This window comes from Exiguobacterium sp. s146, from assembly GCF_018618415.1.
In the GTDB taxonomy this organism is placed as follows: Bacteria; Bacillota; Bacilli; order Exiguobacteriales; family Exiguobacteriaceae; genus Exiguobacterium.
Map to the genome: position 1 here is coordinate 177,400 of NZ_JACSMA010000001.1, position 19,698 is coordinate 197,097.

Annotated in this window: 20 protein-coding genes; 16 read left to right on the forward strand and 4 right to left on the reverse strand. The window is 54.8% G+C overall.

The window, feature by feature from the left end:
• Positions 1-8 precede the first annotated feature (8 nt).
• Positions 9-1,595 (forward strand): Na/Pi cotransporter family protein, encoded by a 1,587-nt coding sequence (locus KNP83_RS01045; RefSeq protein ID WP_214759422.1) that lies wholly within the window; start codon positions 9-11, stop codon positions 1,593-1,595.
• Between the two features lie 40 nt (positions 1,596-1,635).
• Here the strand turns inward: KNP83_RS01045 and KNP83_RS01050 are convergent, their stop codons facing one another.
• Positions 1,636-1,824, reverse strand: a complete 189-nt coding sequence (locus KNP83_RS01050) for a 2-hydroxymuconate tautomerase (protein ID WP_012727443.1) — start codon at positions 1,822-1,824, stop codon at positions 1,636-1,638.
• A 164-nt stretch (positions 1,825-1,988) separates the two neighbouring features.
• Between KNP83_RS01050 and ypfJ the strand changes: the two genes are divergently transcribed.
• From ypfJ to KNP83_RS01095, 9 genes are all read left to right on the forward strand, one after another.
• Positions 1,989-2,846 carry a KPN_02809 family neutral zinc metallopeptidase gene (gene ypfJ / locus KNP83_RS01055; RefSeq protein ID WP_214759424.1) on the forward strand — a complete coding sequence of 286 codons (858 nt, stop codon included), beginning with the start codon at positions 1,989-1,991 and terminating at the stop codon, positions 2,844-2,846.
• A 108-nt stretch (positions 2,847-2,954) separates the two neighbouring features.
• Positions 2,955-3,803 carry a MurR/RpiR family transcriptional regulator gene (locus KNP83_RS01060; protein ID WP_214759426.1) on the forward strand — a complete coding sequence of 283 codons (849 nt, stop codon included), beginning with the start codon at positions 2,955-2,957 and terminating at the stop codon, positions 3,801-3,803.
• Positions 3,800-4,255 (forward strand): GNAT family N-acetyltransferase, encoded by a 456-nt coding sequence (locus KNP83_RS01065; protein WP_214759427.1) that lies wholly within the window; start codon positions 3,800-3,802, stop codon positions 4,253-4,255. Before KNP83_RS01060 ends, KNP83_RS01065 begins: the two co-directional genes overlap by 4 nt.
• A 162-nt stretch (positions 4,256-4,417) precedes the next feature.
• On the forward strand, positions 4,418-5,311 hold the full coding sequence (gene murQ, locus KNP83_RS01070; protein ID WP_285801521.1) for an N-acetylmuramic acid 6-phosphate etherase: 894 nt from the start codon (positions 4,418-4,420) through the stop codon (positions 5,309-5,311).
• A gap of 12 nt (positions 5,312-5,323) precedes the next feature.
• Positions 5,324-6,697, forward strand: a complete 1,374-nt coding sequence (locus tag KNP83_RS01075; protein WP_214759442.1) for a PTS transporter subunit EIIC — start codon at positions 5,324-5,326, stop codon at positions 6,695-6,697.
• A 54-nt stretch (positions 6,698-6,751) separates the two neighbouring features.
• Complete coding sequence (locus KNP83_RS01080; RefSeq protein ID WP_214759444.1) at positions 6,752-7,804, forward strand: DUF871 domain-containing protein; 1,053 nt, start codon at positions 6,752-6,754, stop codon at positions 7,802-7,804.
• Positions 7,805-7,861: 57 nt separating this feature from the next.
• Entirely contained in the window at positions 7,862-8,365 is a 504-nt protein-coding gene (locus KNP83_RS01085) for a YwhD family protein (protein ID WP_214759446.1), read from the forward strand.
• 158 nt (positions 8,366-8,523) lie between these two features.
• Complete coding sequence (locus tag KNP83_RS01090; RefSeq protein WP_214750972.1) at positions 8,524-9,786, forward strand: dicarboxylate/amino acid:cation symporter; 1,263 nt, start codon at positions 8,524-8,526, stop codon at positions 9,784-9,786.
• A gap of 61 nt (positions 9,787-9,847) precedes the next feature.
• Positions 9,848-10,381 (forward strand): TVP38/TMEM64 family protein, encoded by a 534-nt coding sequence (locus tag KNP83_RS01095; RefSeq protein ID WP_214759448.1) that lies wholly within the window; start codon positions 9,848-9,850, stop codon positions 10,379-10,381.
• Here KNP83_RS01095 and cls read toward each other — a convergent pair.
• Positions 10,357-11,880 carry a cardiolipin synthase gene (gene cls, locus KNP83_RS01100; protein ID WP_353048502.1) on the reverse strand — a complete coding sequence of 508 codons (1,524 nt, stop codon included), beginning with the start codon at positions 11,878-11,880 and terminating at the stop codon, positions 10,357-10,359. The two genes, KNP83_RS01095 and cls, sit on opposite strands and share 25 nt — an antisense overlap.
• A gap of 138 nt (positions 11,881-12,018) precedes the next feature.
• Here cls and KNP83_RS01105 point away from each other — a divergent pair, with 138 nt between their 5' ends.
• Complete coding sequence (locus tag KNP83_RS01105; RefSeq protein WP_214759457.1) at positions 12,019-12,159, forward strand: hypothetical protein; 141 nt, start codon at positions 12,019-12,021, stop codon at positions 12,157-12,159.
• Positions 12,160-12,198: 39 nt separating this feature from the next.
• Here the strand turns inward: KNP83_RS01105 and KNP83_RS01110 are convergent, their stop codons facing one another.
• Positions 12,199-13,119, reverse strand: a complete 921-nt coding sequence (locus KNP83_RS01110; RefSeq protein WP_251139142.1) for an EAL domain-containing protein — start codon at positions 13,117-13,119, stop codon at positions 12,199-12,201.
• Positions 13,120-13,323: 204 nt separating this feature from the next.
• Here KNP83_RS01110 and speE point away from each other — a divergent pair, with 204 nt between their 5' ends.
• The 4 genes from speE (at position 13,324) to KNP83_RS01130 (ending at position 16,556) form a co-directional block, all read left to right on the forward strand.
• Positions 13,324-14,163 carry a polyamine aminopropyltransferase gene (speE, locus tag KNP83_RS01115; protein WP_029594637.1) on the forward strand — a complete coding sequence of 280 codons (840 nt, stop codon included), beginning with the start codon at positions 13,324-13,326 and terminating at the stop codon, positions 14,161-14,163.
• Positions 14,160-15,041: an agmatinase gene (speB, locus tag KNP83_RS01120; RefSeq protein ID WP_214759474.1), complete on the forward strand. Its 882-nt coding sequence runs from the start codon at positions 14,160-14,162 to the stop codon at positions 15,039-15,041. Before speE ends, speB begins: the two co-directional genes overlap by 4 nt.
• A gap of 2 nt (positions 15,042-15,043) precedes the next feature.
• Positions 15,044-15,412, forward strand: coding sequence for a Na-translocating system protein MpsC family protein (locus KNP83_RS01125; RefSeq protein ID WP_021066069.1), 369 nt, complete (start codon positions 15,044-15,046; stop codon positions 15,410-15,412).
• A gap of 193 nt (positions 15,413-15,605) precedes the next feature.
• Positions 15,606-16,556, forward strand: a complete 951-nt coding sequence (locus KNP83_RS01130) for a sodium-dependent bicarbonate transport family permease (protein ID WP_214759476.1) — start codon at positions 15,606-15,608, stop codon at positions 16,554-16,556.
• 39 nt (positions 16,557-16,595) lie between these two features.
• Here the strand turns inward: KNP83_RS01130 and KNP83_RS01135 are convergent, their stop codons facing one another.
• Positions 16,596-17,348 carry a homing endonuclease associated repeat-containing protein gene (locus KNP83_RS01135; RefSeq protein WP_021066071.1) on the reverse strand — a complete coding sequence of 251 codons (753 nt, stop codon included), beginning with the start codon at positions 17,346-17,348 and terminating at the stop codon, positions 16,596-16,598.
• A 420-nt stretch (positions 17,349-17,768) separates the two neighbouring features.
• Here KNP83_RS01135 and KNP83_RS01140 point away from each other — a divergent pair, with 420 nt between their 5' ends.
• Positions 17,769-19,688: a polysaccharide biosynthesis protein gene (locus KNP83_RS01140; RefSeq protein ID WP_214759483.1), complete on the forward strand. Its 1,920-nt coding sequence runs from the start codon at positions 17,769-17,771 to the stop codon at positions 19,686-19,688.
• Positions 19,689-19,698 lie beyond the last annotated feature (10 nt).

The following is a 19,698-nucleotide window of genomic DNA, read 5'->3' on the forward strand; positions in this document are numbered from 1 at the left end:
GTGACACCATGGGGGTTGGCACATTGGTCGGAGGGGTCGGCATCTTCTTGCTCGGGATGATGCTGTTGACGGATACGTTGAAAAACATGGCCGGAGAGAGGCTCCGGCAACGGTTGAACCGATTGGCGGAAGGGCCGGTATCGGGTGCGTTTCTCGGAGCGACGATGACGGCGCTATTCCAATCGTCGACGGTGACGACGCTCATGACGATCAGTTTTGTCAGCGCCGGTCTGTTGACGTTCACCCAAGCGCTCACACTCGTCATCGGTGCGAACGCCGGCAGCGCGACGACGGGCTGGATCGTGGCGCTCTTAGGATATAACGTGGACATCCGCGAGCTGTTGCTCCCGCTCATCGGGGTCGGGATGGCGCTACGTTTGATTGGGCGGCGCGTCAAACGCATCGGCATGCTCATGGTCGGACTCGGTCTGATTTTCGTCGGCATCGGGACGCTCCAAGAGGCGATGCGCGACGTCGTCACGTTCTCGTTCGCCGGTTGGGAAGCGGACACACCACTGCATCAACTCGCGCTGCTCGGGACAGGTTTACTCATGACCGTCTTGTTACAGTCCTCGAGCATCGGTCTCGTCTTGACGATGACGGCGCTCGCGACCGACACGGTGACGCTCGCCCAAGCCTGTCTGCTCGTCCTTGGACAAAGCGCCGGGACGAGTCTCGTCGTCGCCATCGGATCGATCGGAGGCTGGAAGTCGGCCCGCCGCATCGTCTTGGCGCACATGCTCGTCCACGGGTCGATTTTACTCATCGGCTGGCTGACGTTCCCGCTCTTGTTCGGTATCGTGAACGGTGTGGCCGACCGCCTCAATTGGAATGAACTGTTGCGGCTCGCCTTGTTCCACACCTCGTTCCATCTGCTCGGTGTGTTCACGTTCTTGCCGTTCCACGAGGCGTTCAGCCGTCAGTTGCTCAAGTGGATTCCGAGCCGGGCCGAAAAGCTGACCCGGTTCCTCGACCCGAACATGGCCCGCATCCCGACGGTCGCGCTCGAGGCGGCCCGGCGCTCGTTGATTGAAATTGAGCGCTATTTGGCAAAAGAGACGCAGTTGTTATTGACCGAGGCGCGCAAACGCGACGACGAGCTCCAACTCGTCGAGAAAACGCTCGGCGACGTCCGTGTGTTTTTGAGCACCGTTCAATTGGAAGAAGGGCGAGGGCGCAACGACTATGGTCAGCATTTGTCGCTGCTCCATACGATCGACCACTTGGAGCGGTGGCTGTTCGTCATGCGGGAAGTCGACCCGGTCGACGCACTCCGCGATACGGACTTCTTGGTCGCGCGTCAACTCGTCTTGCATGAGCTCGACATGGTCGAGACGCTCACTCATCATACGCCCCCGGAAGAGTCGCGACAGTGGAAAACGGCCTCGAAGCAGCTCGCCGAGTATCGAAAAGCGCACCGGGCCGAACTGCTCGAGGAGACGGCGGCCAATCAGCTCGAGATGGACCAGACGATTCAAAAGGTGCAGGCGCTCCTTTGGCTCGACCGAATCGGTTATCACGTTTGGCGTGCGACGCGTCATCTCATTAAACCGACCGTCCCGAGCGAACGGTTCGAAGTGAATCTGGAAGACTGAAAAACGACCGCCCTCCGAGATGGAAGGGCGGTCGCTGTGTTTACTTCTTATCCGCGTGCATGACGCCGGCTTGGCCGTAATGCGTCGCATCCATCTCTTCGATGAAGACGGTAATGTTCTCTTTCGGGGCGTTCGTCGTCTCGGAGACGGCGTCCGTCACTTTCTCGATCAACGCGCGTTTTTGTTCGACCGTGCGGCCTGGGAGCATTTTGACAGTTACGTATGGCATCACATTTCCTCCTTTTAGTTCGTTCTCTTTCATTTTAGAGAAAGTCGCGCAGACTGGGAAGAATAAAGTCGAGCTCTGCCGCGATGCTCATTAAATTTGCAGGTGCGAAATATGTGAAAACGGGGTAAGGAACAAGACAGACTAGTCGTAGGAGGAACAGGCACATGAAATGGAAGGGCAGACAAGCAAGTCGGAACGTCGAGGATCGACGGGGACAACGTGTCGGAGGGAAAGGCATCGCAGGGATTGGTGGGGGCTTCGGTCTCATCTTAGTTATCGTCTTCACACTGCTCAACGGGGGCAACCCGGGCGATATCGTCAACAATATCGGACTGGGAGAACCGGAACAGTCGTCTGGAACGTATGAAGGCTCGGCACGGGAAGAAGAGATGGCCGATTTCGTGTCGGTCGTGCTACGGGATACCGAGGAAGTATGGACCGATATCTTTGCCGAGAACGGATTGACGTATCGGGAGCCGACGCTCGTCATCTATAAAGACCAAGTCGAATCCGCGTGCGGGATTGCCGGGTCGGCCGTCGGACCGTTCTACTGTCCGGGTGATCAGAAGCTGTATATCGATTTAAGTTTTTATGATGACCTCAGTCAACAGTTCAACGCGCCAGGTGACTTCGCGATGGCGTACGTCGTCGCCCACGAGGTCGGGCATCACGTCCAGACGTTGCTTGGCACGACGGACGAGATTATGCCGCTTCGCAATGAGATGAGTGAGACGCAGTTCAATAAATATTTAGTCCGCTTCGAACTTCAGGCCGATTACTATGCGGGCGTCTGGGCCCATCATGCGCAAGGGATGGGCTACCTCGAGTCCGGCGACGTCGAGGAGGCATTGAACGCGGCGCACCAAATCGGGGATGACACGCTGCAGAAACAAGCACGCGGCTATGTGACGCCAGATTCGTTCACGCACGGGACGTCCGAGCAACGGAAACGTTGGTTCGATAAAGGATTCCAAAATGGGACGATTCAAGGTGGCGATACGTTCAACGCCAAAAACTTATAACCATGAGGTCAAGCGATGGCTTGACCTTTTTCCATGTCCAAGTTGGCTTGTGAAGAAAGAATCCGCTATCATGGAAACAGAAACTAGAAGTAGGAAGGGGATGACCCGATGGAATCCTTACTCAAAAAAATCGAATTCGCCAAAAGCGAGATGACGTCCGTGGAGAAAAAAATCGCCGACTATATTTTATCCCACTCGACGCTCGTCCCGAATATGACGACGAAAGAGCTCGCTCAAAAGACAGACGTGTCCGAGGCGAGTATCGTCCGCTTTGCGCGTGTCGTCGGGATCGATAGCTTCAAGGCGTTCAAACTCGCCCTCGTCAAAGACTTGGCGATCACCGAGACGACGCTGACCGACTTCAACGTGTTGCAACAGAAAGACACACCGTACGATTCTTTCCAAAAAGTCATCCATGTGAACAAGATGGCCGTCGAGGCATGTGCCGAGGCGATGGACAAGCGTGAGCTCGAGCATGCGATCGATACGTTCGCCCGGGCGAATCGGGTCGTGTTTTACGGGGTCGGCGGCTCGTCGACGGCCGCGTACGACGCGCAATATAAATTTACAAAGCTCGGTTATGCGGCCCAGACGTCGCAAGATTTCCATTACATGTTGTCGCTCATCCCGCATCTCGGACCGAACGACGTCTTCGTCGCCATCAGCACGTCGGGCCGGACGAAAGACGTGCTCGAACTCGTCCGCTTCGCCAAGAAGAAAGGGGTGCCGGTCGTCGCCATCACGGACCTCGATAAGTCACCGCTCTATCGGGAAGCGGATGTGCGCCTCTGTACGCCTAGCGTCGAACGCGACTTCCGAATTGCGAGCATCGCGTCGCGGATGACGCAGTTGACGATTATCGACACGCTTTATATGGGGCTGTTGCACCGTAAAGGCGAGGGCTTGATCGATCGCTACGCCGAGGCGCGTGATGAGATGGTGAAGTTGCGCCGATGATTCATGTCTATGATGCGACGTGGCGCGACGAGGTGTCGGCGTTTCTCTTGCGACAACGGTCGTTCGCCGCGTTGAACGGACAGACACCTGAGACGTTCCAGGACGAGAATTTGACCGACTTTGAAACCGAAGGGACCGTCAGTCTCGTTTTTACGGACGGGGACGTCATCGCGGTCGCCGACTTGCTGAAGAAGCATCCGGTCGACGGCTCGCTTTGGCTCGGACTATTTGTCGTCGAGGAGAAACTCCACGGCACCGGTCTCGCGCAGCGTCTCTATGAACAGCTGGAACGGGAACAGATGCGTCCGTTCCAGACCGAGTTCCGACTCGGGGTCTTACCTCATAATGAACGGGCGCGCCGTTTTTGGGAGCGGCAAGGCTATGTCTATGAGAAAGATTCCGTCACGGCACGGGGCGACCACGTCCATGTGTTGAAAAAAGTCATCACCTAAAGCGCTCGGTCCACTAGGGCCGGGCGTTTTGTATGGCTGTATACATGTATACAAATCTACATGTATACGCCGAACCTGTAATGAAATTTTATTTCCTTATTTTTTTAATTAAGTTTGACTTTTAATTTCAAGTTAGTACAATAAAATTAGAGAGAAGAAAGGATGGTGGCGATGTTAGACAAACTGGCTACTGAAAGACGAAATGAACGTACGATGCACTTGGACGAGATGGCGGTCGAGGAGTTCCTCGCAGTGATGAACGAGGAAGATCAATCGGTCCCACACGTCATTAAAGAAGAGCTGTCGGTCATTGCCGACGTGACGAAGCGTGCCATCGCATCCTTCCAACAAGGGGGGCGTTTGATTTATATCGGCGCAGGGACGAGCGGACGGCTCGGCATCCTCGACGCGGCAGAATGTGTGCCGACGTTCGGCGTGTCACCGGACATGGTCGTTGGACTCATCGCCGGGGGCGAGCGGGCGCTCATCAAAGCCGTCGAGGGAGCAGAAGACAGCAAGGATTTGGCAGTCAATGATTTGAAAGCGCTTCACTTGAATGAGAAAGACACCGTCATCGGGATTGCCGCGAGCGGACGGACACCGTACGTCATCGGCGGGCTCGATTACGCCCGTGAGGTCGGCGCGACGACAGCCGCGCTATCGTGTAACAAAGGTTCAAAAATCAGCGAACACGCCGAGTTCAAAATCGAAGTCGAGACGGGACCAGAAGTATTGACCGGATCGACCCGTTTGAAAGCAGGGACGGCGCAAAAACTCGTCCTCAACATGATCTCGACGGCGTCGATGATTGGGGTAGGGAAAGTGTATCAAAACTTGATGGTCGACGTGCAGCCGACGAACGAAAAGTTGGAAGTGCGGGCCAAACGGATGATTGCGGAAGCGACAGGGGTCGACGAACAGACGGCCGCGCGTTATTTCGATTCATCCGGTGGTCACGTCAAGACGGCGATCGTCATGATTTTAGCCGACGTCCCGCATGCGGAGGCAGTCGAGCGATTAGAGCGTGCGAACGGATTCGTCCGTGACGCACTATAAGGGGGATTCGAGATGAAGAAAGAAGAAGTTCTGGCACATGCGATATTAGAGCATGTCGGGGGGAAAGATAACATTCGTCAACTCGCGCATTGTATGACACGTGTGCGTTTGGCACTCAAAGATCCGACGAAAGCGGATCTCGCCGCATTGAAACAAATCGATGGTGTCATGGGTGTCATCGATGACGAGACGTTGCAAATCGTCGTTGGCCCGGGGACGGTCAACCGCGTGGCTGACCATCTCAGCCGTGAGACAGAGCTCGCGATCGGGGAAGAATCGGTCGATGCGAACTTGACGCCGGATGAACGGGCGGCCATCGAACGTCAAAAAGTGAAAGACAAACAGAAGTCGCCGTTCAAGCGCTTCTTGCGTCGCTTAGGGAATATCTTCATTCCGCTCATTCCAGGTCTTGTCGCTTCAGGAATCATTAACGGGGGAGCCAACTTCGCGAAGAACGCCGGGGTTGACCCGACCGAGACGTGGATGCAAATCCTCTTATTGCTCGGTAGCACCGTCTTTGCGTATCTCGCCATTCTCGTCGGTTGGAACACGGCGAAAGAGTTCGGCGGCACACCGGTACTCGGGGCCATCGCCGGGGGGATTCTCTTCAACCCGATGCTCGCCGACATCACCATTTATGGGGAACCGCTCGTCGTCGGACGGGGTGGATTGTTCGGGGTCATCTTTGCGGCTTGGCTCATGACGTACATCGAGAAACACGTGCGTCGCTTCATGCCGACAGCAGTCGATATCATCTTTACACCGCTTCTCACGGTCCTCGTCGTCGGCTTCACGGCGCTCTATGCGATCATGCCGGTCGCGGGCGTCTTGTCGGACGGGATCATGCAAGGACTCAACGCAGTGCTTGAAATCGGTGGTCCGGTCGCTGGTGCCGTACTTGCTGGCTTCTTCTTGCCGCTCGTCATGGTCGGGTTGCATCACGGACTCACACCGATTCACTTGGAACTCTTGAACACGGTCGGGAATACGGCACTCTTGCCAATCTTGGCGATGGCTGGAGCTGGACAAGTCGGGGCAGCACTCGCGATTTTCGTGAAGACGCGCAACCAACGCCTCCGCAACATCATCAAAGGGGCCATCCCGGTCGGATTCCTTGGGATCGGCGAGCCGCTCCTTTACGGGGTCACGCTTCCGCTCGGGCGTCCGTTCTTGACGGCTTGTATGGGAGCAGCGGTCGGCGGTGCCTTCCAAGCGACGATGAAGACGGCAGCGCTCGGGATTGGGGTCTCTGGTCTCTCGCTCACGCCGCTCATCGACAACGGCATGTACTTGACGTATATTGGAGGTCTCGTAATTTCGTATACGGCTGGCTTCATCTTCACGTATTTCTTCGGCTTCAAAGAAGAAATGGCAGACGGGATTTAACAACCGAGGCGGCTCTTTGGAGTCGCCTTTTCATTTGACGAGGAGGGCTTTCTGATGAAAGGATTATCGGTTTATTTGAGTGAACCGCTCACACCACAGTTCAAGACATGGGTCGGACGTATGCGAGAAATCGGCTTTGCCTCGCTGTTCACGTCACTTCATATTCCGGAGGATGACACGTCGGTGTATACGGAACGGCTTCGTGATCTTGGGGCGCTCGCCCGAGAGCTCGATATGGAACTGTTCGCCGATATCGCACCGACGTCGCTCGCCGCACTCGGCAAGACGTGGGACGATGCCCATACGCTCACCGAATGGGGCGTGACGGGGCTGCGCGTCGATTACGGAGTGACCCCGAAACAAGTCGCCGACTTGTCGACTCGGATGACGGTCGCCTTGAACGCGAGCACGCTGTCTGAAACAGAACTCCTAGAGATGAAGCAACATGGCCTCGTGACGGACAATGTCGAGGCGTGGCACAACTTCTATCCGCGACCGGAGACGGGACTCGACCGCGACTGGTTCGATGCCAAGAACGATTGGCTGAAGCGACAAGGCTTGAGCGTCCAGGCGTTCATTCCCGGGGACGGGACATTGCGCGGACCGCTATTCGAACGGTTGCCGACGCTCGAGGACCATCGTCCGTTGTCGACGTTCGCCTGTTATCTGGACCTGGCCGCTTCCGTCGACCGTATCTTAATCGGCGATCCGGGACTCGCGGATGAGACGATTGAACAGTTCGCCTCACACGCCGACGAGATGCTCGTCCTGCGGGCCGAAGCAAAGACGACAATCGAGGCCGCCTTTTATCGCGTCCAGACGAATCGGATGGACCCGGCCCGTGACGTCGTCCGCTCGGTCGAATCGAGAAGCTATGGCCGTCCGGGCGACCGCTTGCTCGAACCGATGGCAGCAAGACCGCGTCCGCTCGGGACAATCACGGTCGATAACGCGAAGTACGGACGTTATGCGGGCGAGCTGCAAATCACAAAACACGATTTAGTGGCGGACGAACGGGTCAACGTCCTCGGACGCGTCATCGAGGCGGACCGGCCGCTCATCCGGGCGATCGGACCGGGCACGAAGTTTCGAATCGAGTGGCACTGACGTTCCGGATTGCCACATTCCCTCGTCTTTGTGTACAGTAGAGAGGGAGGGAAGTCTATGAAAGAGATTAATTTTAACATCGTCGCTGACGATTCGACCGATGGCCACGGCGGTTTCGGAATCGGGTCGCTCAGTTTGAACAATATGTCTCCCGTCATCATCGATGTCGAGGCGGGGACCGCGGTCATCGATATGGGAGCCATGCATGCCAAATCAGCGATCGAGAAACGCATCAAGTTTTTGACGGACCCGGAAGCGGTGCCAAACGGCAAGCCGTATTGGATCGTCTGGGTGACGGTCGGGCGAAAGCCGGAAGGATTTTATTACGGCGGTGTCGCGGCTTGCGATATGTCCATCGACCTCGAGGCGCGCCGTGGTTACAAGTTATTGCCGTATCACGTCAACCAAATGGATAAATCTCTGAAAGGCCGGATTCTCATCGAGATGATGGACGAACCGTCACGGAACGTGCTCGCGACGTTTCTACAAGCACATCGTCCGGAAATTTGGGAGCATTCGACCGAACTTCAGACCGAACTCGCGCGTCTTCAAGCCGAGTGAAAAGATTGGACCGTCCTGGTCTCCAATCTTTTTTGTTTTCGTTTGAGACGTACTCATTATCGCCAACATGTTACAGAATTGTGACATCGGCGTAATTGTATGAATATTCAGCATTATGCTATACTAAACGCACTGTGTAAAAGAGAAAGGGTGACACGATGAGTGAAACTAAGAAAATTATGATTGGCCTCCTGTTGGGGGTGGCCGTCGGTCTAGGATTGGCCGCTTTGCCAGGGAACATTTACGATGTGACGAACACGTATCTTCTCTCGCCGGTCGGAACCGTATTTTTAAACTTGATTAAAATGCTAGTCGTCCCAATCGTCTTCTTCTCGATCATTCTTGGCGTCATGGGTCTCGGGGACCCGAAAGAACTTGGACGCGTCGGTACGAAATCATTGCTCTTCTTCTTGACGACAACGGCCATCGCTATTGTGTTGGCTCTCGGTGTCGCTCAAATCATCAAGCCAGGAGATCGTGGGGACTTCCCGACGACAGGTCTTGAGTTCGATGCATCAGGTTCGGAAGAGTCGTCGAACATCGTGCAGACGTTCGTCAACATGATTCCGACGAACCCGGTCCAAGCGCTCGCCGAAGGCAACATGCTTCAAATCATCGTCTTCGCGGCACTAATCGGATTCGCAATGATTGCGCTCGGTGAAAAAGCACGCACATGGCGCCGATTCGTCAAACAAGGCGATCGCATCATGATGTACTTGATTCATTTGGTCATGAAGCTCGCGCCATACGGTGCGTTCGCCTTGATCGCCTCGGCCATCGGTGGCATCGGCCTCGACGCCGTCTACGCGATGGGTTGGTACATGTTCGCCGTCGTCTTGACGCTGTTCTTGCACTCGGTCGTTGTGTACGGTGGCGCAGTAGCGTTAATCGGAAAAATGAATCCGATTTTCTTCTTTAAAAACTTCTACGAGGCGATGACATTCGCATTCTCGACATCGTCGTCGAACGCGACGTTACCGGTCTCGATGGAAGTGGCTCAGACGAAGCTCGGCGTCCCGCGCTCGATCTCGTCATTCGTCCAACCGCTCGGTGCAACGGTCAACATGGACGGGACGGCCATCATGCAAGGGGTCGCGACGATTTTCATCGCCCAAGTGTTCAACGCTGATTTGACGATCACCGAGCTTGCGACGGTCGTCATCACTGCGGTACTCGCCTCAATCGGGACGGCGGGCGTACCAGGTGTCGGACTTGTCATGCTCGCGCTCGTCTTACAATCCGTCAACTTACCGGTCGAAGGGATTGCCCTGATCATCGGTGTCGACCGTGTCCTCGATATGCTCCGGACGTCGGTCAACATTACAGGTGACGCCGCGTGTGCGGTCGTCGTCTCGAAACTCGAAGAGAAGCATCTTCCTGCCGTCGACGAAGACTCGTGGGATGAAGTGGACGCAAAATAATCTAAAGGCTGACCCGGTTCATACCGGGCCAGCCTTTTCAAATGAAGTGAGGGTTTAACGAATGGAATGGGAAGTTCTGCCGATCCCGCTGTTTATCGTGGTCAGCATCATCTTGAACAGCATCATCGCCATCGCCGGTGTGTTACCGAGCGCGTTTTTGACGGCGCTGAACGTCCAGATTCTAGGCTTCGGACCGGGTGTCGCCGTCTCGATTGTCGGTGAGGCGTTCGGAGCCGTGCTCAGCTTCATCCTGTATCGCCGGGCGCTCCATCGCTACACGTCACCGGACGGGAAGCAGCTGCGGCGTCTCCGTGAGGCGGAAGGCGTCGAGGCGTGGTTCCTTGTCCTCGGTCTCCGGCTGTTGCCGTTCGTGCCGTCCGGACTCGTCACGCTGTCAGCCGCGTTCAGCCGGATGTCGCTCCCGTCGTTCGCCATGGCGAGCACGGTGGGGAAGGTCCCGGCGCTCTTGATGGAGGCGCTCGCCGTCACGGCCGTCCTGACCGTGGCGAGCGGTTGGCAACTCGTTCTCGTCGCCGTTCTCGCCGTTTTATACGTCGTGTGGCGTTTGTCTCAGAGGAGCGGCGAGAAAATATGACAGAACGCTTCGACGAAGCGTTTGCCGTTCGACTTTTTGCGCATCATCGACCAGTCGACGAGAATCGATTCATCGAAGTCGTTCAAGAACGCTTCGTGCAACTCTTGAATGGATGACGTCTCGAATTGGGCGATGGTCATCTCATGGTTCAAATACATGCTCCGAAAATCAAAGTTAGCCGTCCCGACGAGCGCAATCTTGCGATCGATGAGGACGGTTTTTGCATGGATGAAATGACGATTGTATTTATAAATCCGGATATTCCGTTTGAGCAATTGCTCGAAATAATACTCGGTCGCATGAAAGCTGAACCATTCGTCTCCTTTTCCAGGCACGACGATACGGACGTCGATGCCCCGTTTGCCGGCGACTTCCAATAGTGCGAGCATTTCGGGCGGGGGAATCAAGTAAGGGGTCGTCATCCAAATCGACTCCTTCGCCTCCATCAACAGGGCCATGAGTCCATCCCGAATCGTCACGTCTTTCCCAGGAGACGTGACGAGCAGCTGCGTCGCCCCATTTGCTTGTTGCGGCTCATGAATAAAGTATTCCGGCAAGTGTTTGCTGTCGGCAAATAAGTCCCACGTCTCTTTGTCGTCCTCATGGCCGGCATATAGCCAATTCTCGACGAACAGGCGCTGCAGTTCGCGGACGAGCGGCCCTTCGAGGCGCAGGTGCGTATCGCGCCAAAAGCCAAGTTTTTTATTGTTACCTAGATATTCATCACCTACGTTCAGGCCACCCGTATAAGCGATCCGTCCGTCGATGACGATCAACTTCTGATGGTTACGGAAGTTGGCGTTAAACACGAGGAGCGGATGGACGACCGGGTCGAACGCTTGGACGTGGACACGGGACTCGCGGAGCGGTTCGATGAAGTCTTCATTGATTTCCTGACTGCCGAGCCCGTCATATAAGAAGCGGACGGTGACGTTCTCGTTGGAGCGCTTAATCAGGGCGTCGCGAATTTTCATCGAAATCTCGTCAGTCCGGAACAGATAGTACTGGACATGGATATGATGCGTCGCTTGCTCGATGTCGCGAAGCACCGCTTCGAACTTGGCCTCCCCGTTGACGAGCAGTTTCGTCGACGTGTGGCCGTCCGCACCGGTCGCCCCAAGTTTTTCGAGCGTGCGCGTGAGCGGGTAATGATCGGACACGTCGTTGGACGTCTCGATGCGTTCTCCTTCAATCGCTTGCCGGAACATGCGAATCTCTGTCGAGGTTCGTTTAATCCGGCGATGGCGTCGCGGCGTCCGCCCGAATAAGACCCAGGCGAGAGCGCCGAGGAACGGGATGAACAGGACGGCGAGTAGCCAAGCGAGTTTGGCCTGGGGTTGGACCTGGTCGAACAAAATATGCCAGCCGACGAAGAGCGGCGCCACAATCGCGAGACCGATCAGGAATGGAATCAATCCGTCCACGGAATAGAGGACGAGGAGAAGGAGGAGGCCGAGTACAATCATGGTGAGGAGTTGCCAGACGCGTCGTTTCAACACGTACACCTTCTTTCTGTTCAGTTGTCATCACTGAATGAATTCCACCGTTTACACGTTCTTAATCTAAAAAACGTTTCATTGTGAGAGGCTAGGGAATTATCGTTACTGTACGACACAATGTAAAAAGGGGTGTTTGATATGAAGAAGAAGGGTGCATTGGCCGCGTCGCTCTTGGCGACAGGCATCATTCTCGGGGCTTGCGGGGGAGCAGACGAAGAACCGATGAATAACGATGATACAGAAATGCAAGAAGATATGGATGAAGAGGAAGACGATTAAAAAAACGGCCTAGAGCGATTGCTCTAGGCCTTCATTGCGTCAAAGCGAATAGGGGGACGGTTTACCAAAGTAATAGCCTTGGGCGAGGTCGAAGCCGAGTTCACGACAGACGTCGACTTCTTCGGCGCGTTCGATGCCTTCGGCGAGAATCGTGATGCCCATCGATTTGGTCAATTGACGTACATTTTTCAAGAATGCCCGTTTTTCGGCATCTTGGTCACAAAACGAGATGTAGGACCGATCGATTTTGACATAGTCCGGTTCGAGCCGTTTCAACATATCGAGCGTCGAGAAGCCCGCCCCGACGTCGTCGAGGGCGACTTTCATGCCGCGCTTCTTATATGTAGAGAAGACGTGTTGCAAGTGGGCGACATCCTGTACTTTCTCCGTCTCGACGACCTCGAAGATGAAGCGGTCAGGACTGAGTTCGTATTGGTCGATAATTTCGAATGTATGCTGGAGGCAGTAGTCCGGATTGTAAATCGTCGACGGCAAGAAGTTGATGAACGTCTTCTCGTGCGGGGCGACGGCATGATGTGTCGCTTTAATCGCCTCGGCGCGGGCACGCTGATCGAGCTTCGAGTGCAGACCGAACCGGTTGGCCGCGCGGAACAGTTCGCCAGGTGAGATGTTGTTCCGACTGCGAAGCAACGCCTCATAACCGAACCGTTCGCCCGTGTCGAGATGGACGATTGGTTGCAAGTGACTTTCGAAGTCACCGTGTTGAATGAGTTCGATCGTATCCCGGTTGGCGATTTGTTCAAGCAGATTCTGCGCCGAAATGATGGCAGTTTGGCGCTTCGTCGTCAAATCGACGCAGTACACATCGTCTTCAACGGAGGTGAGACGCTCGGTCAATTCGTCAAAGGAATCGTATGGATGCGATTGTTCATTGACGACGACCAGACCCCGTTCAAAGAAAGGGATGTTCGTGGAGCAGGCAGTACACGGAGACCACATAGGATCACTCCTTTCAGATGATGAAATACTCTGTCTCTAGTTTATCGGATAAAACTCACATAAAACTCACACATCGGGGCAAATAAATAAAAAAATCGTGCAAAATGCGGGCAGTTTTTGTATACTTCCTATCGTATGAATAAGAAGCGCCTCAAAACGCCACTCGCATACGAACAACTTTTTAATCAGAAAGGGGTTCTATCGATGGACCAAAAATTAAAATTATGGTTTACGGAGCACCAGACAGAAGATTACGGAATCACGTTCCGTGTAAACCACGTTTATGAGAGCGAACAAACGGAGTTTCAACGACTAGAGATGGTCGAAACGGACGAGTTCGGAACAATGTTGTTGCTTGACGGAATGGTCATGACGACGGATAAGGACGAATTCGTCTATCACGAAATGGTGGCTCACGTCCCACTCTTTACACACCCGAATCCGAAGCACGTGCTCGTGGTCGGCGGCGGAGACGGCGGCGTCATCCGTGAGATTATGAAACACCCATCAGTCGAAAAAGCAGTTCTCGTCGACATCGACGGGAAAGTCATTGAATATTCGAAGAAATACTTACCAAATATCGCAGGCGAGCTCGACAACCCGCGCGTCGAAGTCATCGTCGGCGACGGCTTCATGCATATCGCCGAGTCTGAGAACGAGTACGATGTCATCATGGTCGACTCGACAGAACCGGTCGGCCCAGCGGCCAACTTGTTCACGAAAGGATTCTACGCTGGCATCTCGAGAGCGCTCAAAGCCGATGGCATCTTCGTCGCACAGACGGACAACCCATGGTTCACGCCAGAGCTCATTCAAACGGTCCAACGTGACGTGAAAGAGATCTTCCCGATTACGAAGCTCTACACGGCGAACGTACCAACGTACCCGAGCGGCATGTGGACGTTCACAATCGGTTCGAAGCAGTACGACCCGGAAGCAGTGGCACCGGAGCGGTTCCATGACATCGAGACGAAGTACTATACGCCGAAGCTTCACAACGCGGCCTTCGTGCTTCCGAAATTCGTGGAGGACTTGACGAAATGATTAAACGTTTCGATGAAGCCTACTCAGGCAAAGTGTTCATCGCGAGCCTGCCAGAAGTGACGGACGCGAAGACGGTCCTTTACGGGATGCCGATGGACTGGACGGTCAGTTTCCGTCCGGGTTCACGTTTCGGCCCGAACCGAATCCGTGAAGTCTCAATCGGTCTTGAAGAATATAGCCCGTACTTGGACGGAGACTTGAGTGAAGCCGCCGTCTATGACGCCGGGGACATCCCGCTTCCGTTCGGGAACGCCCAAAAATCGCTCGATATGATCGAGTCGTTCGTCAAGGACGTCATCCAAGCAGGCAAGTTCCCGCTCGGTATGGGTGGGGAGCACCTCGTCACTTGGCCGGTCATCAAAGCGATGCATGACGCGTACGGCGATGATTTCGTCATTCTTCACTTCGATGCGCACACGGACCTCCGTGACGAATACGAAGGCGAGCCGTTGTCGCACTCGACACCGCTCAAAAAAGCGGCCAACTTGATTGGACCATCGAACTGCTACTCGTTCGGGATTCGTTCTGGGATGAAGGAAGAGTTCGACTGGGTCAAAGAAGTTGGCTATAACATGTATAAATATGAAGTGATCGAACCGCTCAAACGCGTGTTGCCGACGCTCGCCGGGAAGAAAGTGTACGTCACGATCGACATCGACGTCCTCGACCCATCGGCAGCACCGGGAACGGGTACGCAAGAGATCGGCGGTATCACGACGAAGGAATTGCTTGAAGCGGTCCACGCCATCGCGAACGCTGACGTCGACGTCATCGGGGCCGACCTCGTCGAAGTGTCACCGGCGTACGATCAGTCGGACATGACGGCCATCGCCGCCGCGAAGATTCTTCGCGAGATGATGATTGGGTTCGTGAAGTAACGATGCCGAAAAAAGGTCAGCTCGAGATGGAGCTGAGTGCTCGCATCACCCAATGGGAGAAAGAGTATCTCGGACGCGGTTCCTTGACGTGTAAAGCAGATTTGCTCCGCGACCTGGCGATCGTGACGCTCCAAGGCGTCTTGACCCCGGCCGAGTACGAACTGGCCGCCAAATCGGCCGGACGCGAGCAATTGAAGAAGTACCGCAACAACCTCGTCGAATCCGGTCGGCCTCAGCTCGAGGCCATCGTGCACGACGTACTCGGGCGGCGACTCGTCTCGCTCCATACGGACATCAGCACGAAGACAGGGGAACGCCTCATCGTCTTTCGACTCGATGCACCGTGGGAGAACGGGATTGACAAGCCGTGACGACGTTTTTACACTAGAAGCAGAGACGGTTCAGGATGGGTGGTGCCCGCGAGACATCCCCTTCGTCCTGACCCGGAGCTGACTAACTACACATCCGACAGTTGTCGGCTAGACGGAGCGAACATGTTCGAGCCGTCGGCATGCAGCGCACACCTTTCTTTGGTGTGCGCTTTTGTCGTCTAGGAGGAAATGTATGGAACTATTGACGTTTTTATTGACGAGCGCCCCGGTGCTCCTATTCGTGACCGGTGTGATTGCCGCTCTCGGCAAATCGAATTTACGAATCCCAGAGTCGCTCAGCATCACGCTCAACTTGTACTTACTGCTCGCCATCGGGTTGAAAGGGGGAATCGGTCTCGCCTCGGTGTCGATGGACGAGTTGGCGCTCCCGCTGGCAGTGACGCTCGTCGTCGGCATCATCTTGCCGCTCGTCGCCTTTGGAATCGGCTCGCTACTCAAATTCACGTTCCCGGAACGGATCGCCATGGCGGCCACGTTCGGCTCGGTCTCGCTCGTGACATATGTCGCCGCGACGGCCCAGCTCGAACGTCTCGGTATCGTCTATGAACCGTTCATGACGACGCTCGTCGTCGTGCTCGAGATTCCGGGTCTCGTCGTCGCGCTGTTGCTCTACAATCAGAGCCGTGTCCTCGGGATTACGGCGGCCCCGACTCAATCGCTCACGGTCATCCGCGACAGTCTGCTCTCAAAGAGCATCCTGCTGTTGTTGGCCGGTCTCGTCGTCGGAATCGTCACACCGGATACATCAGCGCTCGAACCGTTTTTCATCGACTTGTTCCCGGGCGTCTTGCTCTTGTTCCTGCTCAGCCTAGGCGTCAAGGTCGGTCATCAGTTGAAGGCGGTGCCGTCCTATGGCCTCAAGTTTTTAGTCATCGGCATGGCGTTTCCGCTCGTCGGGGCCGTCATCGGTTACATCGCGGCCGGGATGGCCGGACTGTCGGACGGGGGAACGATTCTCTTCATGACGCTCGCCGCGAGCGGGTCATATATCGCCGCCCCGGCCATGCTACAGGCGTCGGTACCTGAAGCGGAGCCATCGTTTTATTTGACGCTCGCCCTCGCCGTCACGTTCCCGTTCAATCTGCTCGTCGGCATCCCGCTATTCATTTCAATCGTCACCTGAAAACAGGCCCGTTCTCACGAGTTGAGACCGGGCCTGTTGTTATTGATTCACTTTTTGTTCTTCCATACATTTTAACGCCGCCGTCCAACTGCCGAATAAGGCGTTGATGGTCGATGTGCTCGGCACGTTTCGTCCTTCGGCCCATTTCCGATAATGGAGGATGCTGAAGTGAGACAACTCTTGTCTAGCGACCCGAAGCGCCTCGATGACATCTTCTTCATCCCATTTCCGCTTCGGTGGGGCGATATCGAGGACGAACAAGGCGTAGCTCCACGATCCGTACTTCCGCGCGATTGTCGCGACCGTCGGATAGCCGCGCTCTTGGGCCCAGATGGCGTAGTGCTGGGATGTGAGACGCTCGAGTTCCTCTGACGCTTCAATCAACGCTTGAATAATCCGTTCTTCATTATTTTTCGCCGCGGTCGTCTGAAGTTTCGCTTCCCGGAGCGCGTTCGACCAAGAGCCGAACCGGCTGCTGATTAACGTGAGCGACGGGGAACGGGTCACTTTCGACCACTCCCGATACGTTTGGCTCGTGAAGAGCGAAAGTTCTTCAGCGGCTTGATTCAATGCCCGAAGGATATCTTCATCGGAATAGTAATGGAACGACATTTGAATTTGGGCGGCGACGAGTGCCTCGCGCCAAGACCCGAACTGGTGGATGACGGTGGAAAGGGACGGCACGTTTTTGGTTTGCGACCAAACGCTGTACCGTTTCGAATCGAGCTCGGCATGTTCTTGAGCAGCTAACTGTAATGCTTGTACGATTTGAGGGCGTGTCCATTTTTTCATCTTGGTGTCTCTCCTTTGGAGGGAGACGCAGCGAGCGTCTCGGAAGGTCTCTTGGTGTGAATGAACAGCTTGTATTGGTTGAAGAGTCAACGAGCTAGTCAAAAAGAATGCGTGCGATCGATGTTTCCCTCCTTACATGATGTTTTAGACGAAATTCAAGATAATGTAAACGATACCCAATTCGGGTTATGTATATTTCCATTTCCCGTTTGTCCGACAATTATTCATTATATGAAAGAAATCATGATAATAATTTCGTGAACTCCTTTGTTGCCATCTGTGTCGTTCATGAGAAAAAGCTTGTTTTATCTTTAAATTTGTCGAGAAGAGTCGGGTAGTTTACTAGCATCGACGCATCTTTTGCGCATTCCAACCCACACCACGAACGAACAACTCAGACTCTTGGAGGTGCGAACTACCATGGCAACACTTGTGAACGTGTATCGGAAGAATCAACGGAATTTGCTGTTCTTATGTCTTGACATCTTGATCGTCTCATTTGTGCTCTATGCGACGTTTGAATTGCTGTTCTCGACGATTACGTCGTACGCGGCGCTCGAATCGAGCGAAATGTTGATGATGGTCGGTATCAAAATCATCAGCTTCAGTCTCGTCGGGACGGTGTTAAAAATCCATCGTATCGACTGGCGTTACGCCTCGGTCCATGAGATGAAACAAGTCGCTATCGCCTTACTGAGCAGTGACTTGGTGTTGTACGCCTACAACCAGTTCCACTTCGGGGCAGGGCTCGGCATGATCATCGCTGTCCAAGGGTTGCTCGCCTTCAACTTGATTTTGTTCACGCGATTCTTGGCCCGCAACCACGTATTCGATGTGTTCAAACCGCACTCCAATCATCCCGGACGAAAAGCGCTCATCATCGGGGCTGGTGATTCGGGCCAGTTGATCGTCCGTGAGTTGAAAGAACATCGGACGACCGTTCTCTGCGTCGTCGGTCTACTCGATGACAACCCGCACTTACAGTCGCTTTACGTGCACGGTGTTCCAGTGCTCGGGGTAACGGACGATTTAGAGCGCATCATCCAAGAGCACGGGATTGAAGTCGTGATTTTGGCCATCCCAAGCCTGTCCTATGCGCGACGACTTGCCTTGCTCAAGCGGATTGAGAAGACGGGTGCTGAGTCCCATGCGTTACCGATGATCTCGGAGCTCGCGACCGGGAAGGTCTCCATCAGTGAAATCCGCGAAGTGAAAATCGAAGACTTGCTAGGCCGAGAACCGGTCCAGTTGGACATATCTGGAATTTCTAGTCATGTGGAAGGAGCGACGGTACTCGTCACGGGTGCCGGCGGATCCATCGGTGCGGAACTGTGCCGTCAGCTCATCAAATTTGCCCCGGCTGAAATGATTCTCCTCGGTCACGGCGAGAACAGTATTTACTTGATTGAACGCGAGCTGCGCGAACTCGGGACGGACACGGTGCTTTATCCCGTCATCGGTGATGTGCAGGATGAGGCCCGGCTTGAAGAAGTGTTCCGGATGTATAAACCGGACATCGTCTATCACGCCGCCGCCCACAAACACGTTCCACTCATGGAAGACAATCCGCTCGAAGCCGTCAAAAACAATATTTACGGAACGAAACATATGGTCGACGTCGCGGCCCGGCACAAAGTGAATCGCTTCATCATGATTTCGACGGATAAGGCGGTCAACCCGACAAATGTGATGGGTTCGACGAAACGCATCGCCGAGATGGTCGTTCAAGAGAAGGCACGTGCCAGCGACACGATTTTCGCGGTCGTGCGCTTCGGGAATGTTCTCGGCAGCCGCGGCTCGGTCGTCCCGCTGTTTAAAGAACAAATTTTACGCGGGGGACCGGTCACCGTCACCGACGCCGAGATGACCCGTTACTTCATGACCATTCCGGAAGCGAGTCGCCTCGTCATTCAAGCGAGCGTCTTAGCGCGAGGCGGTGAAGTGTTCGTGCTCGATATGGGTGACCCGGTCAAAATCATCGATTTGGCGAAAAAGATGATCGAGTTGAGCGGCTTCACGACCGACCAAATCGGCATCGAGGTTACAGGGATTCGCCCCGGTGAGAAGTTGTACGAAGAACTGTTGGCTGAAAGTGAGCTCGGTCCGGAAGCGAACGTCTTCCCGAAAATCTTCGTCGGTCAGACCCGCCCGTTCAAAACCGTCTCCTCCGTCTTGCATCTGATTGAAACGTTCCGCGATGACCGTGACGCGTTGATGTATCTGTTGCTGTTCATCGCCAACAGTGACGACCTCGACCGAGACATCGAACGGCTGTTCACACACGGAGGGAAACGAATGCGTCCTCATATCGCCGCGTCACGTCTCGCCGATGGGAACTGAACGCCACTAT

What these genes read in the sequence shown, in the direction of transcription:
- KNP83_RS01045 (WP_214759422.1), top strand. Translation starts at nt 9, where the DNA reads ATGGGGGTTGGCACATTGGTCGGAGGGGTCGGCATCTTCTTGCTCGGG.
- KNP83_RS01140 (WP_214759483.1), top strand. Translation starts at nt 17,769, where the DNA reads ATGGCAACACTTGTGAACGTGTATCGGAAGAATCAACGGAATTTGCTG.
- KNP83_RS01095 (WP_214759448.1), top strand. Translation starts at nt 9,848, where the DNA reads ATGGAATGGGAAGTTCTGCCGATCCCGCTGTTTATCGTGGTCAGCATC.
- KNP83_RS01060 (WP_214759426.1), top strand. Translation starts at nt 2,955, where the DNA reads ATGGAATCCTTACTCAAAAAAATCGAATTCGCCAAAAGCGAGATGACG.
- KNP83_RS01135 (WP_021066071.1), bottom strand. Translation starts at nt 17,348, where the DNA reads ATGAAAAAATGGACACGCCCTCAAATCGTACAAGCATTACAGTTAGCT.
- speE (WP_029594637.1), top strand. Translation starts at nt 13,324, where the DNA reads ATGGACCAAAAATTAAAATTATGGTTTACGGAGCACCAGACAGAAGAT.
- KNP83_RS01105 (WP_214759457.1), top strand. Translation starts at nt 12,019, where the DNA reads ATGAAGAAGAAGGGTGCATTGGCCGCGTCGCTCTTGGCGACAGGCATC.
- murQ (WP_285801521.1), top strand. Translation starts at nt 4,418, where the DNA reads ATGGTGGCGATGTTAGACAAACTGGCTACTGAAAGACGAAATGAACGT.
- KNP83_RS01075 (WP_214759442.1), top strand. Translation starts at nt 5,324, where the DNA reads ATGAAGAAAGAAGAAGTTCTGGCACATGCGATATTAGAGCATGTCGGG.
- ypfJ (WP_214759424.1), top strand. Translation starts at nt 1,989, where the DNA reads ATGAAATGGAAGGGCAGACAAGCAAGTCGGAACGTCGAGGATCGACGG.
- KNP83_RS01130 (WP_214759476.1), top strand. Translation starts at nt 15,606, where the DNA reads ATGGAACTATTGACGTTTTTATTGACGAGCGCCCCGGTGCTCCTATTC.
- KNP83_RS01125 (WP_021066069.1), top strand. Translation starts at nt 15,044, where the DNA reads ATGCCGAAAAAAGGTCAGCTCGAGATGGAGCTGAGTGCTCGCATCACC.
- KNP83_RS01065 (WP_214759427.1), top strand. Translation starts at nt 3,800, where the DNA reads ATGATTCATGTCTATGATGCGACGTGGCGCGACGAGGTGTCGGCGTTT.
- KNP83_RS01080 (WP_214759444.1), top strand. Translation starts at nt 6,752, where the DNA reads ATGAAAGGATTATCGGTTTATTTGAGTGAACCGCTCACACCACAGTTC.
- KNP83_RS01110 (WP_251139142.1), bottom strand. Translation starts at nt 13,119, where the DNA reads ATGTGGTCTCCGTGTACTGCCTGCTCCACGAACATCCCTTTCTTTGAA.
- KNP83_RS01050 (WP_012727443.1), bottom strand. Translation starts at nt 1,824, where the DNA reads ATGCCATACGTAACTGTCAAAATGCTCCCAGGCCGCACGGTCGAACAA.
- KNP83_RS01090 (WP_214750972.1), top strand. Translation starts at nt 8,524, where the DNA reads ATGAGTGAAACTAAGAAAATTATGATTGGCCTCCTGTTGGGGGTGGCC.
- speB (WP_214759474.1), top strand. Translation starts at nt 14,160, where the DNA reads ATGATTAAACGTTTCGATGAAGCCTACTCAGGCAAAGTGTTCATCGCG.
- KNP83_RS01085 (WP_214759446.1), top strand. Translation starts at nt 7,862, where the DNA reads ATGAAAGAGATTAATTTTAACATCGTCGCTGACGATTCGACCGATGGC.